Source organism: Janibacter sp. HTCC2649 (genome assembly GCF_000152705.1).
Lineage (GTDB): Bacteria > Actinomycetota > Actinomycetes > Actinomycetales > Dermatophilaceae > Knoellia.
In genome coordinates, this window is record NZ_CH672413.1 from 3076197 (window position 1) to 3095399 (window position 19203).

A 19203-nucleotide genomic window follows, 5' to 3' on the forward strand; every position below is an offset into this window, starting at 1 on the left:
AAGGCAGCCTCATGCAGATTGATCCCCGCACGCCCACGACGAAGAACCCGCCTGAGCAGTTCACGGGCGACGTCTGGCTTGATCCGATTGCTTCTCCTCGTGATGAGGGCCAACGGATGATCGTAGCCAAGGTGCGGTTCGCGCCTGGTGCACGGACCGCTTGGCACTCGCACGCGCTCGGCCAGACGCTGCACATCACGCAAGGCGTGGCGTGGGTGCAGCCCCGCGGCCAGGAGAAGGTCGAGGCGACCGCTGGCCAGACGCTGTACTGCCCACCGGGGGAGGAGCACTGGCACGGCGCGACTCCTGACTCGTTCATGGAGCACATCGCCATGCTTGATGCCGCAGACGACCCGGCCACCACGACCACCTGGCTGGAGCACGTCAACGACGAGGATTACCGCGCCGTACTTCGCCCACCCGGATAGTCCGTGACGAGTCTGAGCAGACTGATCGCTACCCGGTGCCTATGTCGTCCACATCCTTCGGTTGGGGGTGTGGCCCGAAGGGTCGCGTGGCAGGGAGTGCGTCAGTGACGCAGTCGGTCAGTCAGATCACGCGGTGATAGTTCCAGAGACGCGTCGTCGCAGATGCTCGTGGTGTCACGGTTGAACCCAATGTCACAGACTCATGGAACACTCAGACTCGAACCAATAGCACCGGAGGGACAAAGCGATGAACGCGTCAACGCCACCTTTGGATCGGTCGACGTCGAGCTCGGTGACATACGACATTCCAAGATTGCTGACATTGGCCTCTGCGGGCAAGTTGCGTGTCCCACGCTTTCAACGGTCATTTGTGTGGGATGCGTCGGATGTCCGCCGCTTGTTTGACAGCATCTACCGAGGATTCCCAATCGGCACGCTGCTGCTGTGGCGTCAGGATGTACCCGCGCAAGCAGTCACGTTTGGCAGCGTAGAATTCAATGCGCCTGCCACGACTGATGCTCTAATGGTCGTGGATGGGCAGCAGCGATTGACTGCCCTGGTTGCCTCGCTGTCGCCACGTAACGGACCGATGGACGAGCGCTTCGAAGTCTTCTTCGACCTGTCGCGCGGACGATTCGTAGGCCTGAACCGCGGGATGCCGCCTCCTCGGTCGATCCCGGTTCGCGAAACTCTGGAGTCTCGCAATCTGCTCTCATGGCTGAGGGAGCATGGTGAGGACTTGGAGGACAGTGACCTTGAGGTTGCGGACGCGCTAGGTGGGGCTCTGCGTGACTACCGGGTTCCGGCCTATATTGTCGAGGGGAACGATGAACGCCTTTTGCGGGAGGTCTTCGACCGAGTGAATAGCGCTGGGAAACCAATCACCCGAGCCCAAGTCTTTCACGCGCTGTTCGCCAACGAGTCCGAGCCCGGAAGCCCTGCTACCGTCGTCGCAGAATTGCGCCGTATCGGATTTGGGGAAATACCTGAGAACCGGGTCGTGCAGAGTTTGCTGGCAATGCGGGGCGGAGACGTTCAACGGGATATTCACGACGAGTTCTCGGAAGATGAAGATCCGGCGGACTGGTACGAGCAGACCGAGCGTGCACTCGACAAGAGCCTCCGGTTCCTTCAGGGAGAAGGAATTGTGCATCAACTCCTGCTCCCCTCGAGTTTCCCCTTGCCGGTTCTGGCGGCCTTCTTTCACCTTCACTCCGACCCCGAGCCATCCATTGAGCGTCTAATCTCTCGCTGGCTTTGGCGCGGATGGGTTCACGGTTTCGGACGTGAAGGTGGACAAACGCCGGCTCTCAGGAGGGCTGTAAGAAGCGTCAACCCGCGGAAGAAGCGACCTGAAGAAGCCCCCGGAGAGTTCGCGGCATTGAAGGCACTTCTAGAGCCAGTCCGGGATCAGGAATTGACGGATCTAGGAATTGGCAATTTCAGAACCGACAATGCGAATGCCCGGCTAGTGCTTGTTGCCCTCGCGGCCCTAAAGCCACTTTCGCCTACTGGAGAAAGTCTCGACCTTGGGGATGTGCTAGGCCGATTTGGAGCCGATGCTATTGGGGATCTCGTTCCCAAGCATCGGTCCCGGATCGGCGCGCGCGGCTTCTGGCTAAGAGAATGGCCGGATCTTACGGGCCATGAGGACTCGGCCATCTTGGCCAGCCACGCAGTCTCCCCGATCGCAGCAGCAGCTCTACGAGCGGGTGATATTGAAGCCTTCTTGGCCGAGCGAGCGAAGCACGTGGAGGCTGTCACCTTAAACATGGTGAACAGCAAGTTGGCCACAGGAATGCGCGTCCGTCCGCCCTTGAATTCGCTTCTGGTCCCCGACCCTGAGGTGGCGTCGTGAACGAAGCCCCGCTTCTAGTCCAGTTGCAGCGCATTGACGGAAATTGGGTGGATGTCGGCGTTCTGCGAACTCGCTACGACACTAATTGGTTCGAAACTTTCGAGGGTTACTGGTCGCTAGCGCGAAGGCCCGTCTTGGGGCAGGTGTTTGAAGATCATCGCCAGGACTGGAAACCGAGCACAAAGGTGGCGATTCCTCGGTGGTTCTCGCACCTTCTTCCGGAGGGAAGCTTGCGCAATGCAGTTGCGAACGCCGCCGGAATAAATAGAGTTCGCGAGTTGCCGCTTTTGTCTGCGTTGGGAGCCGAGGATCTGCCTGGGGCCCTTCGGGTATTCCCATGGGATGGCGAGTCCGACAGTGAGCCTCCGACTGATCCGGATGACGATGATTCCGCACAATTTCTCGATCCCGTTCTTAAGTTTAGTTTAGCCGGATTGCAGATGAAGTTCTCCATCCACAGTTCTGACCGGGGGCTCACTGTTCCTGTGTCGGGGGCGGCGGGGAACATGATCCTGAAACTTCCAGACCGCAGGGCAGGATTCGAGGGAGTGCCTGAGGCCGAGTTCGCAGCCATGACCCTTGCTTCAAGGGCGGGCCTGCGCGTTCCTCGTGTGGCCATGGTTGACGCTCGAACGGTGGATGGATTGGGCAAATGGGCTGAATCGGGTGGGAGGCAGTCTTTTGCGATCGAGAGATTCGATCGCCGGGCCGATGGACAGAGGATTCATGTTGAGGAGTTCGCTCAAATCTTCGATATTGCAACTGCGCGAGAGCAAGCTAAGTATCGATATACCAATTTTGAGGCGGTCGCCAACGTTTCCGCCCGTCTCACTGGGATCGATTCAGTCGGAGAAGTGATTGACCGCATCGTCTTCAACGTTTTGATAGGCAACGGTGATGCTCACCTTAAGAACTGGGCGGTTGAGTATCCTGATGGCATAAATCCCGAGTTGAGCCCCCTTTATGATGTCGTCCCTACAGTGCTATATGTGGACGAAGACGACCTAGGTCTCAATTTGAACGGATCCAAAAGGTTTGTGGATGTGCTACCTGATAGTTTCGGGCGCATTGGAAAGGTCACCGAGTTCGGTGAATCTCAGGCCATTGCCAGAGCCACGGAAGCAGTCCATCGTGTGCGTGAAGTATGGCCGGAATTGAAGGAGATGCTGCCTTCTGATCAATTCGAGCGGCTCACCCAGCGCATGGGCGAGCTGCCTTTGAGCGCCTCAGTCTGACCAAGGGCATGCGGTTGGCGTAGCGACGTTTCCGTCCGCGGAGAACGCTTCGGGTCAGGGTAGGGATCATCACTGTTGCGGCGACGAGGTAGAGGGCGACGAGGGCTGCAACTGTCCTGGCGGCTGCGCCTGAGAGGAAGGGTGGGATCAGGGAGAGGGTGGTCAGGGTCATCGCTACCTGGGCCCATCGCTTGGCTGGGTGGTCGCTCCAGCGAACGAGGGCGGCGGCGATGAGGACGCCCGCGATGGAGAAGACGAACGTCACGAAGGCGATGCCGGACAGCGGGATCGTCTCCCCGCCATCGGGGATTTCGAAATCGACACCAGCCGCCTTGGCCACGGCAGCAACGAGGGTGGTTGTAACTGCCGCTCCGACCGCTGCAAGCAAGCCCTTGCCGACGAGTTGGCGGATTCGAGGCTTCTGACTGGAGCCCGCCAGGCTTGAGGCCGGGCCAGCGTTGGTTTGGGTGTTCTTGAAATTGCTCATGTCATTCCTCCGTCGATCGTTCGTGGGTATTCGGGGTGTGGCGATGTGGACCATTGCCGTGTGAGGGCCGGGGTTGAGCAGGGCGCGTACGCCGGTGCCCTGGAGCCAGAACCCGGCGTCTTGTCCAAGGACTGGACCGGGCGAGCCGTCGCGCAGCTCCAACTGGACCTGCCCGTGGGTGACGACGGCGAACGCGTCACGCCATTCGGCGTCGTCGACCTCGACCCGCTCGCCACCGTGCAGCGCGAGCGTTCGCACGGGGACTACTCCGTGCCGTCAGCCGGGAGGCTCTCCGGCAGTCCGAGCCGCGGGAACTGGTCGTCGTGGAACGTGGTGATCTCGGTGATCGCCCCGCCGGTGAAGCGCAGGACGTCGATCGTCAGCGGCAAGTGGGCGCCCTGCGCCGCCTCCCACTGGTAGAAGGCCACGGCAGGCTGCCGGTTCACGTACGTCGGGACAGTGCGCAGACCTGTCGAGCCCTCGAAGCCGCTCTCGATCCAGTAGGTCACGACCTCATGGCGGCCGATCTGCAGAGCCGGGGTGGGCGGCATCGAGGTGCGGATGTCCTCGCGAATCATGGCTGCCAGCACGTCGATGTCCGTGGCCACGCTGGCCTCGGTGTAGCGACGCACGAACTCGCGCAGGTCGGCGTCCTCCTCGGCAGCCACTCCGCCAGTCCAGTCCTGTCGCTCCTCGGGCAGGTGTTCACGCATCCCAGCCCGCGCCCGTTGAAGTGCGCTGTTCACGGAGTTGACCGAATCGCCGAGCAGTTCCGCGACCTCCTTGGCCGGCCAGCTGAGCACGTCCCGCAGGATCAGTACGGCCCGTGGGCGAGGCGCAAGATGCTGCACCGCAACGACATACGCCAGCTCGATCGTCTCCCGCGCCACGGCAATCGCCTCCGGCTCGTCCGCGTCCGTCGCAGCCACCTCGTCGAGCATCGAGTCCGGGTAGGGCTGCAACCACAGCACCTCACCACCAGACGCTGGCTCAGGCCGACGCTTGGCCAGCAAGTCGAGGCAGGCATTCGTGGCGATCTTGTAGAGCCAGGCCCGGAACGTCGACCGACCCTCGAAGGTCTCCCGACGCTTCCACGCACGCAGGAACGTCTCCTGCACCGCGTCCTCGGCATCCTCGAACGACCCGAGCATCCGATAGCAGTGCACGTGCAGCTCCCGCCGGTGCTTCTCGGCGAGCCCCGTGAACGCGGTCTCGCCGACCTCGCCCAGCCCATTCACGCCGAGCCCACTCAGGCCCAGCCCCTCAAGTCCGGTCTTCGCACTCATCACCGTCATCCTTCCGCTTGTCGTGTCCTGTCGATAGGTATGACGGAAACGGCCGCGAAAACTCATCACTCGTGCTCAGGACTCAGGCGCCGACGGCGCGACCTCCCGATCCAAACGCTGCGTACTCCGCGAAGATCTCCTCCAGAACCCGCCGGTCGTTCACCGCGTCATCGTCCGACTCGCCAAGGCTGCCGGCGCGCATGGTGAGCGTCTTCCAGAGGGCCCAGCCGCGACCGCGCGCCCACGTTGCATCGTCAATGCCCAGCCGCTCGCGAAAGACCTCCCGCCCGTCCGGAGTCAACAGCGTCCACGCGATCGCCAGGTCACATGCCGGGTCGCCCACACCACAGGTCCCGAAGTCGATCACGGCCGCCAGCTCCCCGCCCGCGAGCAAGAGGTTGCCCTGCGCGAGGTCGCCATGGAACCAGACATCCACACCGTCCCAGGTCGCGCCCAGCGAGTCCGCCCAGATCTCGCGCGCCAGGTCCGTGTCGACGTGCCCGGCCAAATCGCGAAGAGCCCTCTGCGCCAACGGCTCAAAGGTCTTCAGCGTCCCGCCACGGAACCAGTTGTGCTTCCCAGGCCGGGGCCCGCCAGCCACGTCGACGCTCCGCAGCGCAGCGACAAAATCGGCAAGGTCATCCGCGAACCCCACCGGATCCGCGATCTCGTCAAAGCTCGCCGTCTCCCCATCGAGCCACGAATAGATCGACCACGGGAACGGATAGCCCGCCCCCGGTTCGCCCTTCGCCAGCGGAGTCGGGATGGGCAGCGGCAGCTGCGACGCCAGAACGGGAAGCCACTCGTGCTCTTTCGCCACAGCCAGCGAATACTCACTCGCCGTGGGCAATCGGACCACCATGTCGTCGCCCAGATGGAATGTCGCGTTGTCCCACCCTCCGACGTCCACCGGCCTGATCGGGAGCGCCGCCCACTGCGGGAACTGCTCCGTGATGAGCCGCTGGACCTGCTCCGCATCCACAGTGATGCGCTCCGGCGCTGGGCCAAGGCTCGGCACAGGAAGCGCTCCAAATCCTCGGGGGTGTCGATGTCGTGAACTTCGACTTCAGCCTGCACCAACACGTGGGGGAGGGCCAGCCACTTTCGGGCTGACATCCGGGCTAGCGACTGTTGTGGCGCAGCGTGTAGGAGCTGAGCCGCTCGACGATGCGTCGGATGCGCAGAGGCCCGATGGGCAACAGCTGCGCGGTGAAGGAGGACGTCAGGCCGCACAAGCCCAGCCTCGAGCAGCGCCGTCACGAACTCGTAGTCCTTCATCCGCCCGGCGACGAGCTTGGACAGAACCAGATCGTGAGGTTCAAGGCAAGGCCAGTGGCCCAGTTCGCGCCTGCAGGCGCGAACCTCACGAGCCGCTCCCGCCACCCATCTGTTGGGCCTGGAACGCGTGGAGCACCTCGTCGCGATCCTTAACGCTGAGCACACCAGCGAAGGGCGAGTTCGCCCGCAACTCACGCGCCCGCGGCGTCTGCGAAGTCAACACGTCGAGTACTTCCTCGACCGGACCGTTGAGCAACTTCTCCCACTGGCGCAACCACATCGCGCCCTGGCCGCGCGGGTGCTTCTCCTGCAGCCGCTCAAGGTTCCCGCGCGCACGGTTCAGCACCGTGTCCGGATCGCGCACCAATTCGCCTGCAACCGCGATGTTCAGCCAACGGCTGCGTCGGTCGGAGCGGTTCGCTCGTGAGGTCCGCTGCTGCGCCTCCTCCACGTCTGCCCGTCGAATGCGGCGATGAGTGCCCACCGTCAGGTACGGAAGGTCACCGGACTCGCACAGGTCAACGACGTGCTGGCGTGAGGAACCGAGGAGCTGTGCCGCCTGGCCTGTGGTCAACAGCTGCTCCGGGTCCGTCTGGGGCACGGTCAACATGCACTCATGATCGCATCCCAAACACCAAAAACACAACAACCAAGCAGACTAGTGGCGTTTCTGGTGTTTCATCGATGAGAACCGGTTCAGATCGTCAGGGGTGTCGATGTCAGTGACGTCGACACCCAGCCGCACCAAACGGTGCGCCAAAGACAGCAGTTTTCGGGCGGGCAGGTTCGCGGGGGAGCCCGGCATCGCGTCCCGCAAAGCATTGACTCGGTATGCTGCGAGCAACGGATTTGCCTGTCCCTCACCGTCGCTCAGCACGGCAGCGTCCACCGACGAATCACCTTCCAGCGCAGTCACCAACAAGGGCAGCACCGAACCAGCCAACGGCGCATCCCCCGCAGCCACACACACCACGTCGCCCCTGACCAGAGACAACCCAGCCGCCACCCCAGCCAGCGGCCCACCACCCACAGGCGACTCCTGCACGAACCGCACCCGCCCCGCCACAGCTGACGGAACCACTCGCGAAGGCCCGACGACCACGACACCCCAAGCGGGCGGCATACCCAAGAGGCAGTGATCCAAAACGGACACACCATCGGGCAGCAACGCAGCGAGTTTGTCGGAACCAAAGCGGCGCGAGGTGCCCCCGGCCAGCACGATCACGCTCACAGAAGACGCCACGTGACCATTGTCGCCGCCCAGCGCACGGGCATACGTTGGGGGATTCCCTGCTCACAAAGGAGTGACGACATGGCAGTTGAGAGACGCACCGTACTCAAGGGTGCGGCGGCCGCCGCGGGTGCCACCGCGCTCGCCGGCCCGTTCGCAGGACTCGTGGCCGGACCGGCCGGAGCCGCGCCCGTCGGCGCGCTCGGCGGACCAGCGTTCCGCGGACTGCGCCCCATCCCCGACGAACGTGACGGCAAGGTGAGACTCCACCTTCCCGAGGGGTTCAGCTACCGCTCGTTCCACGACACCGAAACTCCGATCACCCTCGACGACGGCACCGTGCTGCCCGGCCGCCACGACGGCATGGCCGCCTTCGCCGGACCCGATGGCAACGTCACGCTCATCCGCAACCACGAGGTTGCCGGCACAGGCGCCGCGTTCGGTCCCCAGGGGGCGTGGACCTACGACCCCGGTGCCAAGGGTGGCTGCACCCACATCGACGTCAGCGACGACGGCCAGGTCGCGAACGCCTTCACCGCCATCAACGGCACGGCCAACAACTGCTCCGGTGGGCCGATGCCGTGGGGTGCCTGGGTGACGTGCGAGGAGACCGTCAACGGGCCCGACGTCGGACCGGACTTCACGGGTGCCCCCAACACCGGGTTCACCAAGAAGCACGGCTACGTCTTCGAGGTCCCCGTCGACGGCAGGGCGACGGCCATGCCGATCACGCAGGCCGGTCGCTTCCCCCACGAGGCCGTGTCGTTCGACCCGCGCGAGGGTCGGCTCTATCTCACGGAGGACAACTTCGCCTTCCCGTCGGGCTTCTACCGCTACACGCCGGCGACCAACCCCATGGAGTCCGGCCACCTCGACAACGACGGCACCCTCCAGATGCTCGCGATCAAGGGCCAGCCGAACGCCCACCTCGAAGGTCACCAGAACAAGGGCGTCGTCTACGACGTCGAATGGGTCGACATCGCCGACCCTGACCCGACGTTCGCGCCGGGGCCGGGTGGCGCCCTGCCCAGCAACGACTCGTGCCTTCAGGCGGTCGGCAACCAGGGCCGGGCTCTCGGTGCAGCTGGCTTCTCTCGCCTCGAGGGCCAGATCTTCGACAACGGCGTCGTCTACTTCACCTCCACCCAGGCCGGCGGCGCACAGGAGACCGGCGACGAGCTGATCAACGGTTATGGCAACGGTTTTGGGCAGGTCTGGGCCTACGACACCCGCTCCCAGAAGCTCCGCCTCGTCTACCAGTCACCGGGCAAACAGACCTTCGACTTCCCCGACAACATCACCGTCAGCAACCGCGGCACGCTCGTCGTCTGCGAGGACAGCAACCAGGACAACTACGTCCGCGGTCTCAGCCGTGGCGGCCAGCTCTGGGACATCGCCCTCAACCGCGCCGAGTCCGCCCGCACCGGATTGCCGCGCTACGACGACGAGTTCGCCGGCTCGACGTTCAGCCCCGACGGCCAGACGCTCTTCGTCAACATCCAGGCGAGCGCGGGCATGACCTTCGCCATCTGGGGCCCGTGGGAGCGCATCGGCGTCTGACGCTGTTTGTCCTGTCCCACAACGGAACTCGGCGTATGCCGGTCAGTCAGCTGACCGGCATACGCTGGCTTTGTCTGTCTCAACAGGCGCGGGAGGCGACGGTTCACTACGCTCCTGCCCCATGAGAGCTATGAAGATCCTGGTGGGGGCCGCGGCGATGACCGCGTCCATGATTCTGGTGGCGCCTTCTGCGATGGCAGGTGACATGTTCGGATACTCGGGCTTGGGGGCGACCACGGGGCGGTATGACGACTCGACCGACACGGTCACCGCGTGTGGAAATGACTACCACGGCGGGTACGCCCAGTTGAAGGTTCAGCAGGCGGACGGCTCCTGGGCTGAGAAGGCGCCCGTCAGGACCGGTGCACGGACGTGCTACTCCGAGCGACGCGACGTGCAGCGCGAGAACGCGATGCTCAAGCTCGTGATCTGTCAGCTCGGCGACTGGGGTCAGACCCAGTACTGCGAGACGAAGACCTTCTCGGGCGCCTGAGTCCAGACCACACCACAGCGCGCGTATGCCGGTCAGCTGGCTTCCCGGCATACGCGCGCCTTTGCGTTGTCGTCGTGTCACGCTGACTGCATGGCCACCCTGAAGCTGTCGCAGTCCCGTGCCGTCCCCGTCCCGGTCGAGGAGGCGTTCGACCGCGTCCTGCCGTACCCGCTGCCCGAGATCTTCCGGCGCCGCAGTGTGGCGATCCCTCCGATCAAGGAGGTTCGCGACCAGGTGGGGGAGTGGGGTTCCGTCGGCCAGACGCGGACGATCGTGACCACCGACGGCGGGACTCTGCGTGAGACGTTGACGTCGCTGGACCGGCCCGGGTCGTTCGGCTACACGATCTCGCCGCTGTCCGGACCGATGAAGCCGCTCATCGCGAGTGCCATCGGTCGGTGGTCGTTCGATTCGGCGGGGACGGGCACGCGGATCACGTGGGCGTGGGACATCACACCGACGACGGCGGGGCGGCTGCTCATGCCGGCGTTCGGCGCGATGTGGAACAGCTATGCGCGCAAGGCCCTCGAAGAGGTTGAAGCCATCCTCCTGAAGTGAGCCGAGTCGGGTGCGAGGATCTGCGGCATGGGGATCTTCCGTCGCAAGGCGCAGCCCGGCCCGGGTGTGGTGCAGCAGCAGGGCATCGACGAGTTCTGGGCATGGTGGACGGCTGAAGGTGCCGGGCGCACTGCCCAGGGCATCGCCGACCGCGACCCGTCGCCCATGGTCGAACCCATCTCGGCGCGGGTGAAGGCGATCGACCCCGGGCTGGCGTGGGAGCTCGGGCCTGGTCGGGATGCCGCGCACATGCTCGTGGTCTCGCCCGAGGGCAACCCGGACATTCGTGCGGCGGCTCGCCGGTGGCTGCGGAGCGCGCCTCCTGCTGACGCGACGTGGGAGTACGCCGACAGTCGGCAGCGTGGCTCCTGCGACGGGTCCCTCGAGATCGGCCCGCACCGAATTGGGTTCTCCGAAGTGGTGATTGGTGCACGGCGCGAGGGCGCGCACCTCGACGTGACCGTCCACCACCCGAGCTTTCGTGACCTGCCTGAGGACGTGCGCCAGCAGGTCACCTGGCTCGCTCTTGACGAAGCCGTGGGCGAGAACGACGTCGAGACCTGGCTCGGCCAGATCGCTCCCGCGGTGGAGGCGCCGCTTGATGGCTTCCCGCTGGTGCACCTCGCTGCGGTCGTCGACGGGCTGGCTACCGAGCATCGTGACGACGATGGCGAACCGACGTGGGTCCTCATGGAGGGCGAGCGGCCCTCTGGGAGGGTCATCGCCATGGCCCAGGTGCCACTGCGCGCGACCAGCGCGCCCGAGCTCGACCAACACGTGACGGTGTCGGTGGCCTACACGGATCGCACCGATGAAGGGCTGCCCGGCGACGGGTCACTGTCGGCCCTGCGAGCATTCGAGGACCACGTCGCCGAGCGGCTCGGTGGGGCTGGGCGCATCGTCGCCCACGAGACGGGTGCTGGCGTGCGGACGCTGCACTTCTACGTCGACTCGACCGGGCCTGGGGCGTCGGTGGTGCGCGCGGCCGTGGCCGGTTGGGACCAAGGCAGGTGCGAGGTCACGGACCAGCCCGACCCCGCCTGGAACGGCGTCGCCCACTTGCGCAGTTAGGTCGCGGCGCTCGGGCGAAGTCCCGTTGAAGTCGAGATAGACCGACACGCGGGGCCGAGGACGGTGCGTGCGGCGTGTTGCTGTATCTCGACTTGTGAATCGGGGGAGATCTCGCAAATTGGCCGCCTGGTGATGTCGAGAATGGCCTGGTGGTTCCGTCTCTGGTGCATGAGCGGCCGACTCGGGCCGCGCGACCAGAGGGAGGACGCAGCATGGACACCCAGGAGATCACCGAGATTCTCAACCGGCCGTACAGCCAGGAGTTGTTGGCTCGCGACTTGACCCGGCTGGCCTATGTGGCCAAGGACGGCACGCCCCGCACCATCCCCATCGCGTTCGCGTGGCACGGCTCGACGGTCGTCATGTGCACCACGAAGAACGCGCCCAAGATTCACGCCCTGCGCGCCAACCCGATGGTGGCGCTGACCATCGACACCGAGGTGCACCCGCCCAAGATCCTGCTCATCCGCGGTCGGGCGGAACTCGACTTCACCGACGGCATCCCCGACGAGTATCTCGAGGCGAACAGCACCTACGAGATGAGTGCCGATCAGCGCGTGGAGTGGGAGAAGGAGATTCGGTCGCTCTACGTCGACGGCATGGTCCGGATCGTCGTGACCCCTACATGGGCGAAGCTCATCGACTTCGAGACGACGATCCCGAGCGCTGTGGAGGAACTCGTCCAACAGCGCGAAGCTCGCCAACGCGCCTGAGCCGCTCCTGCTCATGGCCCGAAATCTGGTGGCGCGGTGTCAGTGCTCGGGTGGAGGCTGGACCCCAACGTCGAGCCAACGGCCGCGCCCAACCCGGGGCCTTGACCTCAAGCCGACGTGAGGTATGAGGATTCGAACCATGGCGCGCCCGGACAGCGACACCACCAGCAACACCAGCCCGCCCGCGTCGGCAGAGCCGACCGAGCGGAAGCTGCCGCGCGCCCTCACCCCCTTCCGCGGGGCGGCATACCGGCGTCTTGCCGTTGCTTTGGTCTTTTCGACCTTCGCCACCGGTGTGTGGGCCATCGCCCAGGTCTGGGAGGTCGTCCGCATCGGCGGAGGTGCGTCGCAGCTGAGTGTCGTCGCCACGGCGGCGGCGCTCGGCGTGATCATCCCCGCGCTGCTCGCCGGTGTCGTCGCCGACCGCGTGCCGCAGAAGCGCATCCTGCTCGTCGTGGCCGGCGTTGAGCTCCTCTGCATGGCGCTGGTGGCGACGCTCTCGCTCCTCGACATCACCCAGCTGTGGATGCTCGCGACGGTGGCCTTCGTCAACGGGATGGCGATGGCGTTCTACTACCCGGCCTACACCGCGTGGCTGCCCGCTCTCGTCGAACCGCAGGACCTCATGGCGGTCAACGGCTTCGAGGGCATGGTGCGGCCGACGATCGGTCAGGCCATCGGACCAGCCGTGGCTGGTGCCGCGATCGCCGCTGCGAACCCCGGCACGGCCATCGTCATCGCCGCATGCTCCGTCCTGCTCGGACTCCTCGCCCTCATGTCCGTCCCCGAGACACCGCTGCGTCGCCAGCTCGATGAGGGTCACGCCCAGCACCCCATCGCCTCCGCCTACAGCGACATGCGTGAGGGCTTCTCCTACATGGTGCGCACCCCGTGGCTGCTCGCGACGCTCCTCTTCGCCAGCCTCATGATCCTCGTGATGATGGGGCCGTTCGAGGTGCTCGTTCCGTTCCTCATCAAGGACCGTCTCGGCGGTGGCCCGCGTGAACACGCCTGGGTGCTGGCCGCGTTCGGTGTCGGTGGTGCGATCGGTTCGCTCGCCATGGCGTCGTTGCGGATGCCGCGCCGCTACCTCACCTGGATGAACCTCCTGTGGGGCGTGGGCTCGCTGCCGCTCGCCGTGATCGGGTATGCCGGCCACATCTGGATCGTCATTGCTGCGGCTTTCGTGTTGGGCATGACCTTCTCCGCGCCGATGGTCATCTGGGGCACCCTGCTGCAGCGACGGGTGCCACCGCACCTCATGGGCAGGGTGTCGAGCCTCGACTTCTTCGTCTCGATCTCGCTCATGCCCGTGTCGATGGCGCTCGCGGGCCCGGTGTCCCACGCGATCGGGATCCGACCGACGTTCCTCATCGCGGGCATTGTTCCGGGCATCATCGCGGTCATCGCCATTCTCTGCGCCAGACTGCCCGCCGACGAGATCGCCAACCCCCTCCGCGACTGACCTGGATTGCCCGGGGTCTAAACCTGCAGGTCAGGGACATGCGGCGTACCGTGCAAAGGAGTGCCCGGCCACCGTCAGGCGCTCCGTTTCACCCGAGGGAGTACGGATGTCGACAGCTGACGTCGCCGAGAACAAGCTCGAAGAGAAGCCCACCCGGAGCATGATTCCGGCGCGAATGCATGACATGCCATGGACGAAGTTCCATTGGATGGTCATCTTCGGACTGGGCACCGCCTGGATCCTTGACGGGCTCGAGGTCCAGATCGTCGCAGCGGGTGGATTCGAGAAATCTCTCTCGATGAGCACCGCCCAGATCGGGTTGGCCGGTTCGGTCTATCTCGTCGGACAGGTCGTCGGAGCACTGTTCTTCGGTCGCCTCACCGACTCGCTGGGGCGCAAGAAGCTCTTCACGATGACCCTGGCGCTCTATCTCGTCGCGTCCGGACTGGCGGCGTTCTCTCCGAACATGTTCGTCTTCCTCGCGCTGCGTTTCGTCGCGGGCATGGGCATCGGTGGTGAGTACTCCGCGGTGAACTCGGCCGTCGACGAACTCATCCCCGGGCGCTTCCGTGGACGAGTCGACCTGGCCATCAACGGCACGTACTGGTTCGGCGCCGGCATCGGTGCCTTCGCCAGCCTCTTCCTGCTCGACACCGACCGCTTCGGCGAGAACGTCGGCTGGCGTCTGGCCTTCCTCATCGGCCCCATCCTGGGTCTCGCGATCATCTACCTGCGCCGCCACATCCCCGAGAGCCCGCGCTGGATGGTCACCCACGGCAAGGGTGACGAGGCCGAGCGCATCGTCTCCGGCATCGAGGCAGAGGTCGTCGCTGCGGGCAAGAAGCTGCCCAAGCTCGACGAGGAGAAGGACGGCATGTGGGTCAAGCCGCGCGAGGGCCTCACGCCCAAGCAGCTCGCCTACGTCTTCTTCAAGCTCTACCCCAAGCGGACCGTGCTCGGCGCGACGCTGATGATCACGCAGTCGTTCCTCTACAACGCGATCTTCTTCACGTACTCGCTCGTGCTGCAGAACTTCTACGACAAGACGGCGTCCAGTGCAGCCGTCTACTTCTTCCCGTTCGCCATCGGGAACCTGCTCGGGCCACTGCTCCTCGGTCCGCTCTTCGACACCGTCGGTCGGCGCAAGATGATCGGCGGCTGCTACGCCTTCGCGGCGATCGTCCTGGCGATCTCGGCCTTCCTCTTCAACGCCGGCACCCTGTCGGCGGGAACCCACACGGCCTTCTGGTGCGTCGCGTTCTTCTTCGCGTCGGCGGGTGCGTCGGCCGGCTATCTCACCGTGTCCGAGATCTTCCCGCAGGAGGCGCGAGGTCAGGCGATCTCCTACTTCTTCGCCATCGCCCAGGTCTTCGGCGCTCTCGGCCCGGTCTTCTACGGCTGGCTCATCGGTGAGGGCGAGGACCGCACCCCGATGTTCTGGGGCTACCTCATCGCCTCCGGCATCATGCTCATCGGTGCAGCCGTTGCAGCCATCTGGGGTGTCGACGCCGAGGGCAAGTCGCTCGAGGAGATCGCACCTCCGCTGAGCAGCTATGACAAGGACGGCAACGAGACCGTCCACCTTCCGGTCTGAGGAGGCTGCCGTGACTGACGAAGCGCAGGACCCACGTCCCTACACCGTCGTCGTCGGTGTCAGTGCCACGTCGATGTCGCCGACCGCCCTCACCTGGGCGGCGGCTCAGGCCGCCCAGAACCATGGTCGGCTCATTGCGATCCGTGCCTGGCGACCCTCTGTCCCACCGGGGACGACGTCGGGTGGGATTGCCGCGCGCGTGACGGACGAGCCCGCCACCGACCGCGCCCAGCAGTTGGCCCTTGACGCCGATGTCGCCGCAGTCCTGGGTGACGACCACACCGCCGAGGTCCGAGCCGTCCGCGGAGGCAAGCGCAAGGTGCTGCTCGCCGCTGCCGTCGATGCGGACCTGCTCGTGGTCGACGCGCCGCGCTCGTTCACCGGGGCTCCGCTGTTCGCCCAGCGGCTGGTGGATTCGGCGACGTGCCCCGTGGTGGTCATGCCGCCTCGGGTCTCGCAGGAGCCGCCGAGCCCGATCGAGCGCGCGAGTCGTGCGGTGGGCCGGGCGGCGGTGAAGTCGGCCGCGCTCGCGGGTCGGCCGGGTTATCGCCCGCCCATGGCTCGCGGCTGACGACCAGAATTCCACTTCGTGCCCCGCACGGACACGATCCGTCGGCCGTAGGCCGCCGATTTCGTGTCCGTGCGGGGCACGAAGTCGGTCAGTCCGGCCTCAGGGTTTGCGCGGGGCACGCGGCTGCCGGTGCAGTCGCGTGGACAGGTCGTCGGCGGCATGTCCGACGGCGGAGACGAGCTGGTTGAGCTCTGCGTCGTCGACCCGTTCGCTCGGGAAGGTCACCGCCACCGATGCCACCGGGTGGTCGCTGTGGTCGAGAACGGCCACGGCCACGGACTTCAGTCCGCTCGTGATGTGACCGTCCTCCACGGCATACCCGCGTTGTCTGACGGCCTGGAGAAGCGAGCGCAACTGGCCCGGCGTCGAGGGGCCATGCCCGTCTCGCTGCACCAAGGCATTGGCATGCGGGAAGAGTGCGCGGATCTGACCCGCGGGCAGTGACGCCAGGAGGGCGAGGCCGGTCGCGGTGAGGGTTGCGGGCAGTCGGACGCCGACGTCCGAGACGAGGACCGGACCCTTGGGCGCGCGCTGCTCGATGACATAGAGGACATCGCGCCCGTGCAGCACGGCGAGGTGGGCGTTGTGCCCGGTCGCGTCGACGAGCCTGTCGAGGGTGCTGCGCGCGATGCGCTGCAGAGGTGCCTGCCGCTGATAGGCAGAACCCAGCTCGTATGCCGCGACGCCCAGTCCGTAGCGCCGCTCACCTTCGAGGTGCGAGACATAACCGCGATCCCGCAGCACCGAGAGCAGGTGATAGGTGCTGGACCGGGGGAGTCCGAGCTCGCGCGCGATCGTCGCCGCAGGCAGAGGTTCGCCGCGACGCCCGAGCAGCTCCAGGACGTCGAGCGCATTCTCGGCACCGGGGACGCTGGCCAACTAGGCCCCCTCGATGAGACCGTTGAGGATGCGGGCCAGGGTTGCGCGGTCGCGGTCGCTGAGGTCGGCGAAGTAGCTCTCGTGGTCAGCCCGGCGCGCGGTGTCGAGCTCGTCGAGCACCTTGCGCCCGTCGGCGGTGAGCGAGACCTGGGTGGCGCGACGGTCGGTCGGATCCGGCTCGCGCACCACGAAGCCACGCTTCTCGAGGGAGTCGACGACGTCGGTCACCGAGCGAGGCGCGATCCGCAGGTGTTGGGCAACAACCCCGAGCCGGGTGGGCTCGTGCGACCCGATGACCCGCAGCGCTCGCGACTCGTGCGGCGTCACACCCCAGGGCTCGAGCGTCTCCGCGAACCGACGGCGCAGCCCCCGGGCCACCTGCATGACGAGCTCGCCCAGAGCGGGTTCGGAGGTGGACGAGGAGGGGGCGGGCGGCATACGGGAATAGTAGTCGTCTTTACTCCGTTTGACTCATTGTGAGTTAACCTCACCAATTACTCTTCAACTGCAGGACTTCAGCACCAACAGAAGGGAGAGCCTCCATGACAGTCACAACTCATGAAGCTCCCAAGGACACATCGACCCGCCTCCCCGGCGGCAAAGGCATGGGCGTCGGCGGCGGCCGTGGCGGCGGAGGTGGGCCGATGAAGATCGACCCGCGCGACCGAGCCCAGCTCGAGTTCGCCCCCGTCCCGCTCAAGCGGGTCACCAACCTCTTCCGCGGCTTCGGCCGCCCCATCGGCATCGTCACCGCAATCATCGTGGCGACGTCCGTGGTCTCCATGGCCCAGCCGTTCCTCGTCCGCGAGGTCGTCGACACGGCCATCCCCCAGCAGGACGTGCGCCTGCTCATCCTCTCCGTCGCCGCGATGGTCGCCGTCGCCGCGACCACCCAGCTCCTCGGTGTCGTTCAGACCTGGATGTCCACCGGTGTGGGCCAGCGCGTCATGCACCGCCTGCGCACCGACCTCTTCGCCCACCTGCAGCAGCAGTCGCTGGGCTTCTTCACCCGCACCCGGGCAGGCGAGGTCCAGTCGCGCCTCACCAACGACATCAACGGCATGCAGGGCGTCGTCACCACGACCGCGACCTCCATCGCCTCCAACCTCACGACCGCGATCGCCACGTCCGTCGCGATGGTCGCCCTCTCCTGGCGCCTGAGCCTCCTCTCGCTCATCGTCATCCCGCCGGCCGTGTGGATGACCCGACGCGTCGCGCTCATTCGCCGCGAGGTGACCGCGCGCCAGCAGGCTCGTCGCGCCGACCTCAACGTGCAGATCGAGGAGGGCCTGTCCGTCTCGGGTGTGCGCCTCTCCAAGACGCTCGGCGCCGGTCGTCGTCAAGCCGAACGCTTCGCCGACACCTCGTCCGAACTCGTCGAGCTCGAGCTCCGCAGTCAGCTCGCCGGTCGCTGGCGCATGGCCACGATGCAGATCATCTTCTCGGCCATCCCCGCCCTCATCTACCTGGTGGCCGGGCTCCCCGCGACCTCCGGTGGCATGACCATCGGAACCCTCATCGCCTTCACCACCCTCCAGGCCGGCATCTTCCGCCCGCTCATGGGACTGCTCAACGTCGGCGCCCAGTGGGTGTCCTCGATGGCCCTGTTCTCAAGGGTTTTCGAGTACCTCGACCTCATCCCCGACGTCGCAGCCCCTGTCGCGCCCGTCGCCCTCGACCCCGCGAACGTGCGCGGCGAGGTGCGCTTCGAGAACGTCAACTTTGCGTATGCCGCTGACTCACCTCTCGCTGTGGCCGACGTCAACGCTGTGGTCCCGTCCGGTGGCTCGCTCGCGCTCGTCGGCCACACCGGCTCGGGGAAGTCGACCATCGCCTCGCTCGTCGCCCGGCTCCACGACCCGACCTCGGGTCGCGTGACCATCGACGGTGTCGACCTGCGCGACCTCGACCCCGAGGTCCTCGCCCGCATCGTCGGTGTCGTGTCGCAGGAGACCTATCTGGTGCATGCCTCGATCCGCGAGAACCTGCTCCTCGCAGCGCCCGACGCGACCGAAGCCGAACTCTGGCGGGCCCTCGGCGCCGCCCAGATCGCCGACCTCGTCGGCACTCTGCCCGACGGACTCGACACCCTCGTCGGCGCTCGCGGACACCGGTTCTCAGGTGGCGAGCAGCAGCGCATCGCCATCGCTCGCACCATCCTGCGCAACCCGCGCGTCCTCGTCCTCGACGAAGCCACGAGTGCCCTCGACAACGACACCGAGCGGGCCGTGCAGAAGGCTCTCGACGAGCTGGTTCGCGGCCGCACGACGATCACCATCGCTCACCGCCTCTCAACGATCGAGGACGCCGACGAGATCGCGGTCCTCGACCACGGCCACATCGTCGAGCGGGGCACCCACCGCGAACTCCTCGCGCTGGGAGGCCGCTACGCAGCGCTCGCCGGCACCCCGGCATACGCCACTGTCTGAAAGCCCAACCCCCGCTCAACGCAACACAATTCGTCCAATAGGGCACGAATGGCGGGCGCCAAACGTG

19 protein-coding genes are annotated in these 19203 nt (G+C 65.8%); 12 read left to right on the forward strand and 7 right to left on the reverse strand.

Features of this window, described 5'->3' with window-relative positions; all coding sequences use genetic code 11:
- Positions 1–11 precede the first annotated feature (11 nt).
- The 3 genes from JNB_RS14665 (at position 12) to JNB_RS21010 (ending at position 3521) form a co-directional block, all read left to right on the forward strand.
- Positions 12–428 carry a cupin domain-containing protein gene (locus JNB_RS14665; RefSeq protein WP_009777282.1) on the forward strand — a complete coding sequence of 139 codons (417 nt, stop codon included), beginning with the start codon at positions 12–14 and terminating at the stop codon, positions 426–428.
- Between the two features lie 292 nt (positions 429–720).
- Positions 721–2286: a DUF262 domain-containing protein gene (locus tag JNB_RS21005; RefSeq protein WP_009777284.1), complete on the forward strand. Its 1566-nt coding sequence runs from the start codon at positions 721–723 to the stop codon at positions 2284–2286.
- The gene (locus JNB_RS21010) at positions 2283–3521 is read left to right on the forward strand and encodes a type II toxin-antitoxin system HipA family toxin (RefSeq protein WP_083784499.1); all 1239 of its coding nucleotides are present in this window, start codon (positions 2283–2285) and stop codon (positions 3519–3521) included. The genes JNB_RS21005 and JNB_RS21010 overlap by 4 nt, the downstream gene beginning before the upstream one ends.
- Here the strand turns inward: JNB_RS21010 and JNB_RS14675 are convergent.
- The 5 genes from JNB_RS14675 to JNB_RS14695 form a co-directional block, all read right to left on the reverse strand.
- Entirely contained in the window at positions 3478–4266 is a 789-nt protein-coding gene (locus tag JNB_RS14675) for a DUF6069 family protein (RefSeq protein ID WP_009777286.1), read from the reverse strand. The two genes, JNB_RS21010 and JNB_RS14675, sit on opposite strands and share 44 nt — an antisense overlap.
- 5 nt (positions 4267–4271) lie before the next feature.
- Positions 4272–5294 carry an RNA polymerase subunit sigma-70 gene (locus JNB_RS14680; protein WP_040884951.1) on the reverse strand — a complete coding sequence of 341 codons (1023 nt, stop codon included), beginning with the start codon at positions 5292–5294 and terminating at the stop codon, positions 4272–4274.
- 82 nt (positions 5295–5376) lie between these two features.
- A complete protein-coding gene (locus JNB_RS14685) occupies positions 5377–6312 on the reverse strand; it encodes an aminoglycoside phosphotransferase family protein (protein WP_040883853.1) in 936 nt (311 codons plus the stop codon).
- Positions 6313–6657: 345 nt separating this feature from the next.
- Positions 6658–7182, reverse strand: coding sequence for a helix-turn-helix domain-containing protein (locus JNB_RS14690; RefSeq protein ID WP_009777290.1), 525 nt, complete (start codon positions 7180–7182; stop codon positions 6658–6660).
- Between the two features lie 48 nt (positions 7183–7230).
- Complete coding sequence (locus tag JNB_RS14695) at positions 7231–7815, reverse strand: molybdenum cofactor guanylyltransferase (RefSeq protein ID WP_040883856.1); 585 nt, start codon at positions 7813–7815, stop codon at positions 7231–7233.
- 69 nt (positions 7816–7884) lie between these two features.
- Here JNB_RS14695 and JNB_RS14700 point away from each other — a divergent pair, with 69 nt between their 5' ends.
- The 8 genes from JNB_RS14700 to JNB_RS14735 all read left to right on the forward strand — a co-directional run bounded on the left by JNB_RS14700 (position 7885) and on the right by JNB_RS14735 (position 15828).
- Positions 7885–9363 (forward strand): PhoX family phosphatase, encoded by a 1479-nt coding sequence (locus tag JNB_RS14700; protein ID WP_009777292.1) that lies wholly within the window; start codon positions 7885–7887, stop codon positions 9361–9363.
- 121 nt (positions 9364–9484) lie between these two features.
- On the forward strand, positions 9485–9856 hold the full coding sequence (locus JNB_RS14705) for a hypothetical protein (protein ID WP_148232448.1): 372 nt from the start codon (positions 9485–9487) through the stop codon (positions 9854–9856).
- A gap of 90 nt (positions 9857–9946) precedes the next feature.
- Positions 9947–10414, forward strand: a complete 468-nt coding sequence (locus JNB_RS14710; protein ID WP_009777294.1) for an SRPBCC family protein — start codon at positions 9947–9949, stop codon at positions 10412–10414.
- A gap of 27 nt (positions 10415–10441) precedes the next feature.
- Positions 10442–11485, forward strand: a complete 1044-nt coding sequence (locus tag JNB_RS14715; RefSeq protein WP_009777295.1) for a DUF695 domain-containing protein — start codon at positions 10442–10444, stop codon at positions 11483–11485.
- 212 nt (positions 11486–11697) lie between these two features.
- Entirely contained in the window at positions 11698–12198 is a 501-nt protein-coding gene (locus JNB_RS14720; protein ID WP_009777296.1) for a pyridoxamine 5'-phosphate oxidase family protein, read from the forward strand.
- A gap of 139 nt (positions 12199–12337) precedes the next feature.
- Positions 12338–13663: an MFS transporter gene (locus JNB_RS14725; RefSeq protein WP_009777297.1), complete on the forward strand. Its 1326-nt coding sequence runs from the start codon at positions 12338–12340 to the stop codon at positions 13661–13663.
- A 106-nt stretch (positions 13664–13769) separates the two neighbouring features.
- Positions 13770–15257: an MFS transporter gene (locus JNB_RS14730; protein ID WP_009777298.1), complete on the forward strand. Its 1488-nt coding sequence runs from the start codon at positions 13770–13772 to the stop codon at positions 15255–15257.
- A gap of 10 nt (positions 15258–15267) precedes the next feature.
- A complete protein-coding gene (locus JNB_RS14735; protein ID WP_009777299.1) occupies positions 15268–15828 on the forward strand; it encodes a universal stress protein in 561 nt (186 codons plus the stop codon).
- Between the two features lie 99 nt (positions 15829–15927).
- Here the strand turns inward: JNB_RS14735 and JNB_RS14740 are convergent, their stop codons facing one another.
- Positions 15928–16707, reverse strand: coding sequence for an IclR family transcriptional regulator (locus JNB_RS14740; RefSeq protein ID WP_009777300.1), 780 nt, complete (start codon positions 16705–16707; stop codon positions 15928–15930).
- Complete coding sequence (locus JNB_RS14745; RefSeq protein ID WP_009777301.1) at positions 16708–17145, reverse strand: MarR family winged helix-turn-helix transcriptional regulator; 438 nt, start codon at positions 17143–17145, stop codon at positions 16708–16710.
- A gap of 167 nt (positions 17146–17312) precedes the next feature.
- Between JNB_RS14745 and JNB_RS14750 the strand changes: the two genes are divergently transcribed.
- The gene (locus JNB_RS14750; protein WP_009777302.1) at positions 17313–19136 is read left to right on the forward strand and encodes an ABC transporter ATP-binding protein; all 1824 of its coding nucleotides are present in this window, start codon (positions 17313–17315) and stop codon (positions 19134–19136) included.
- Positions 19137–19203: the final 67 nt, after the last annotated feature.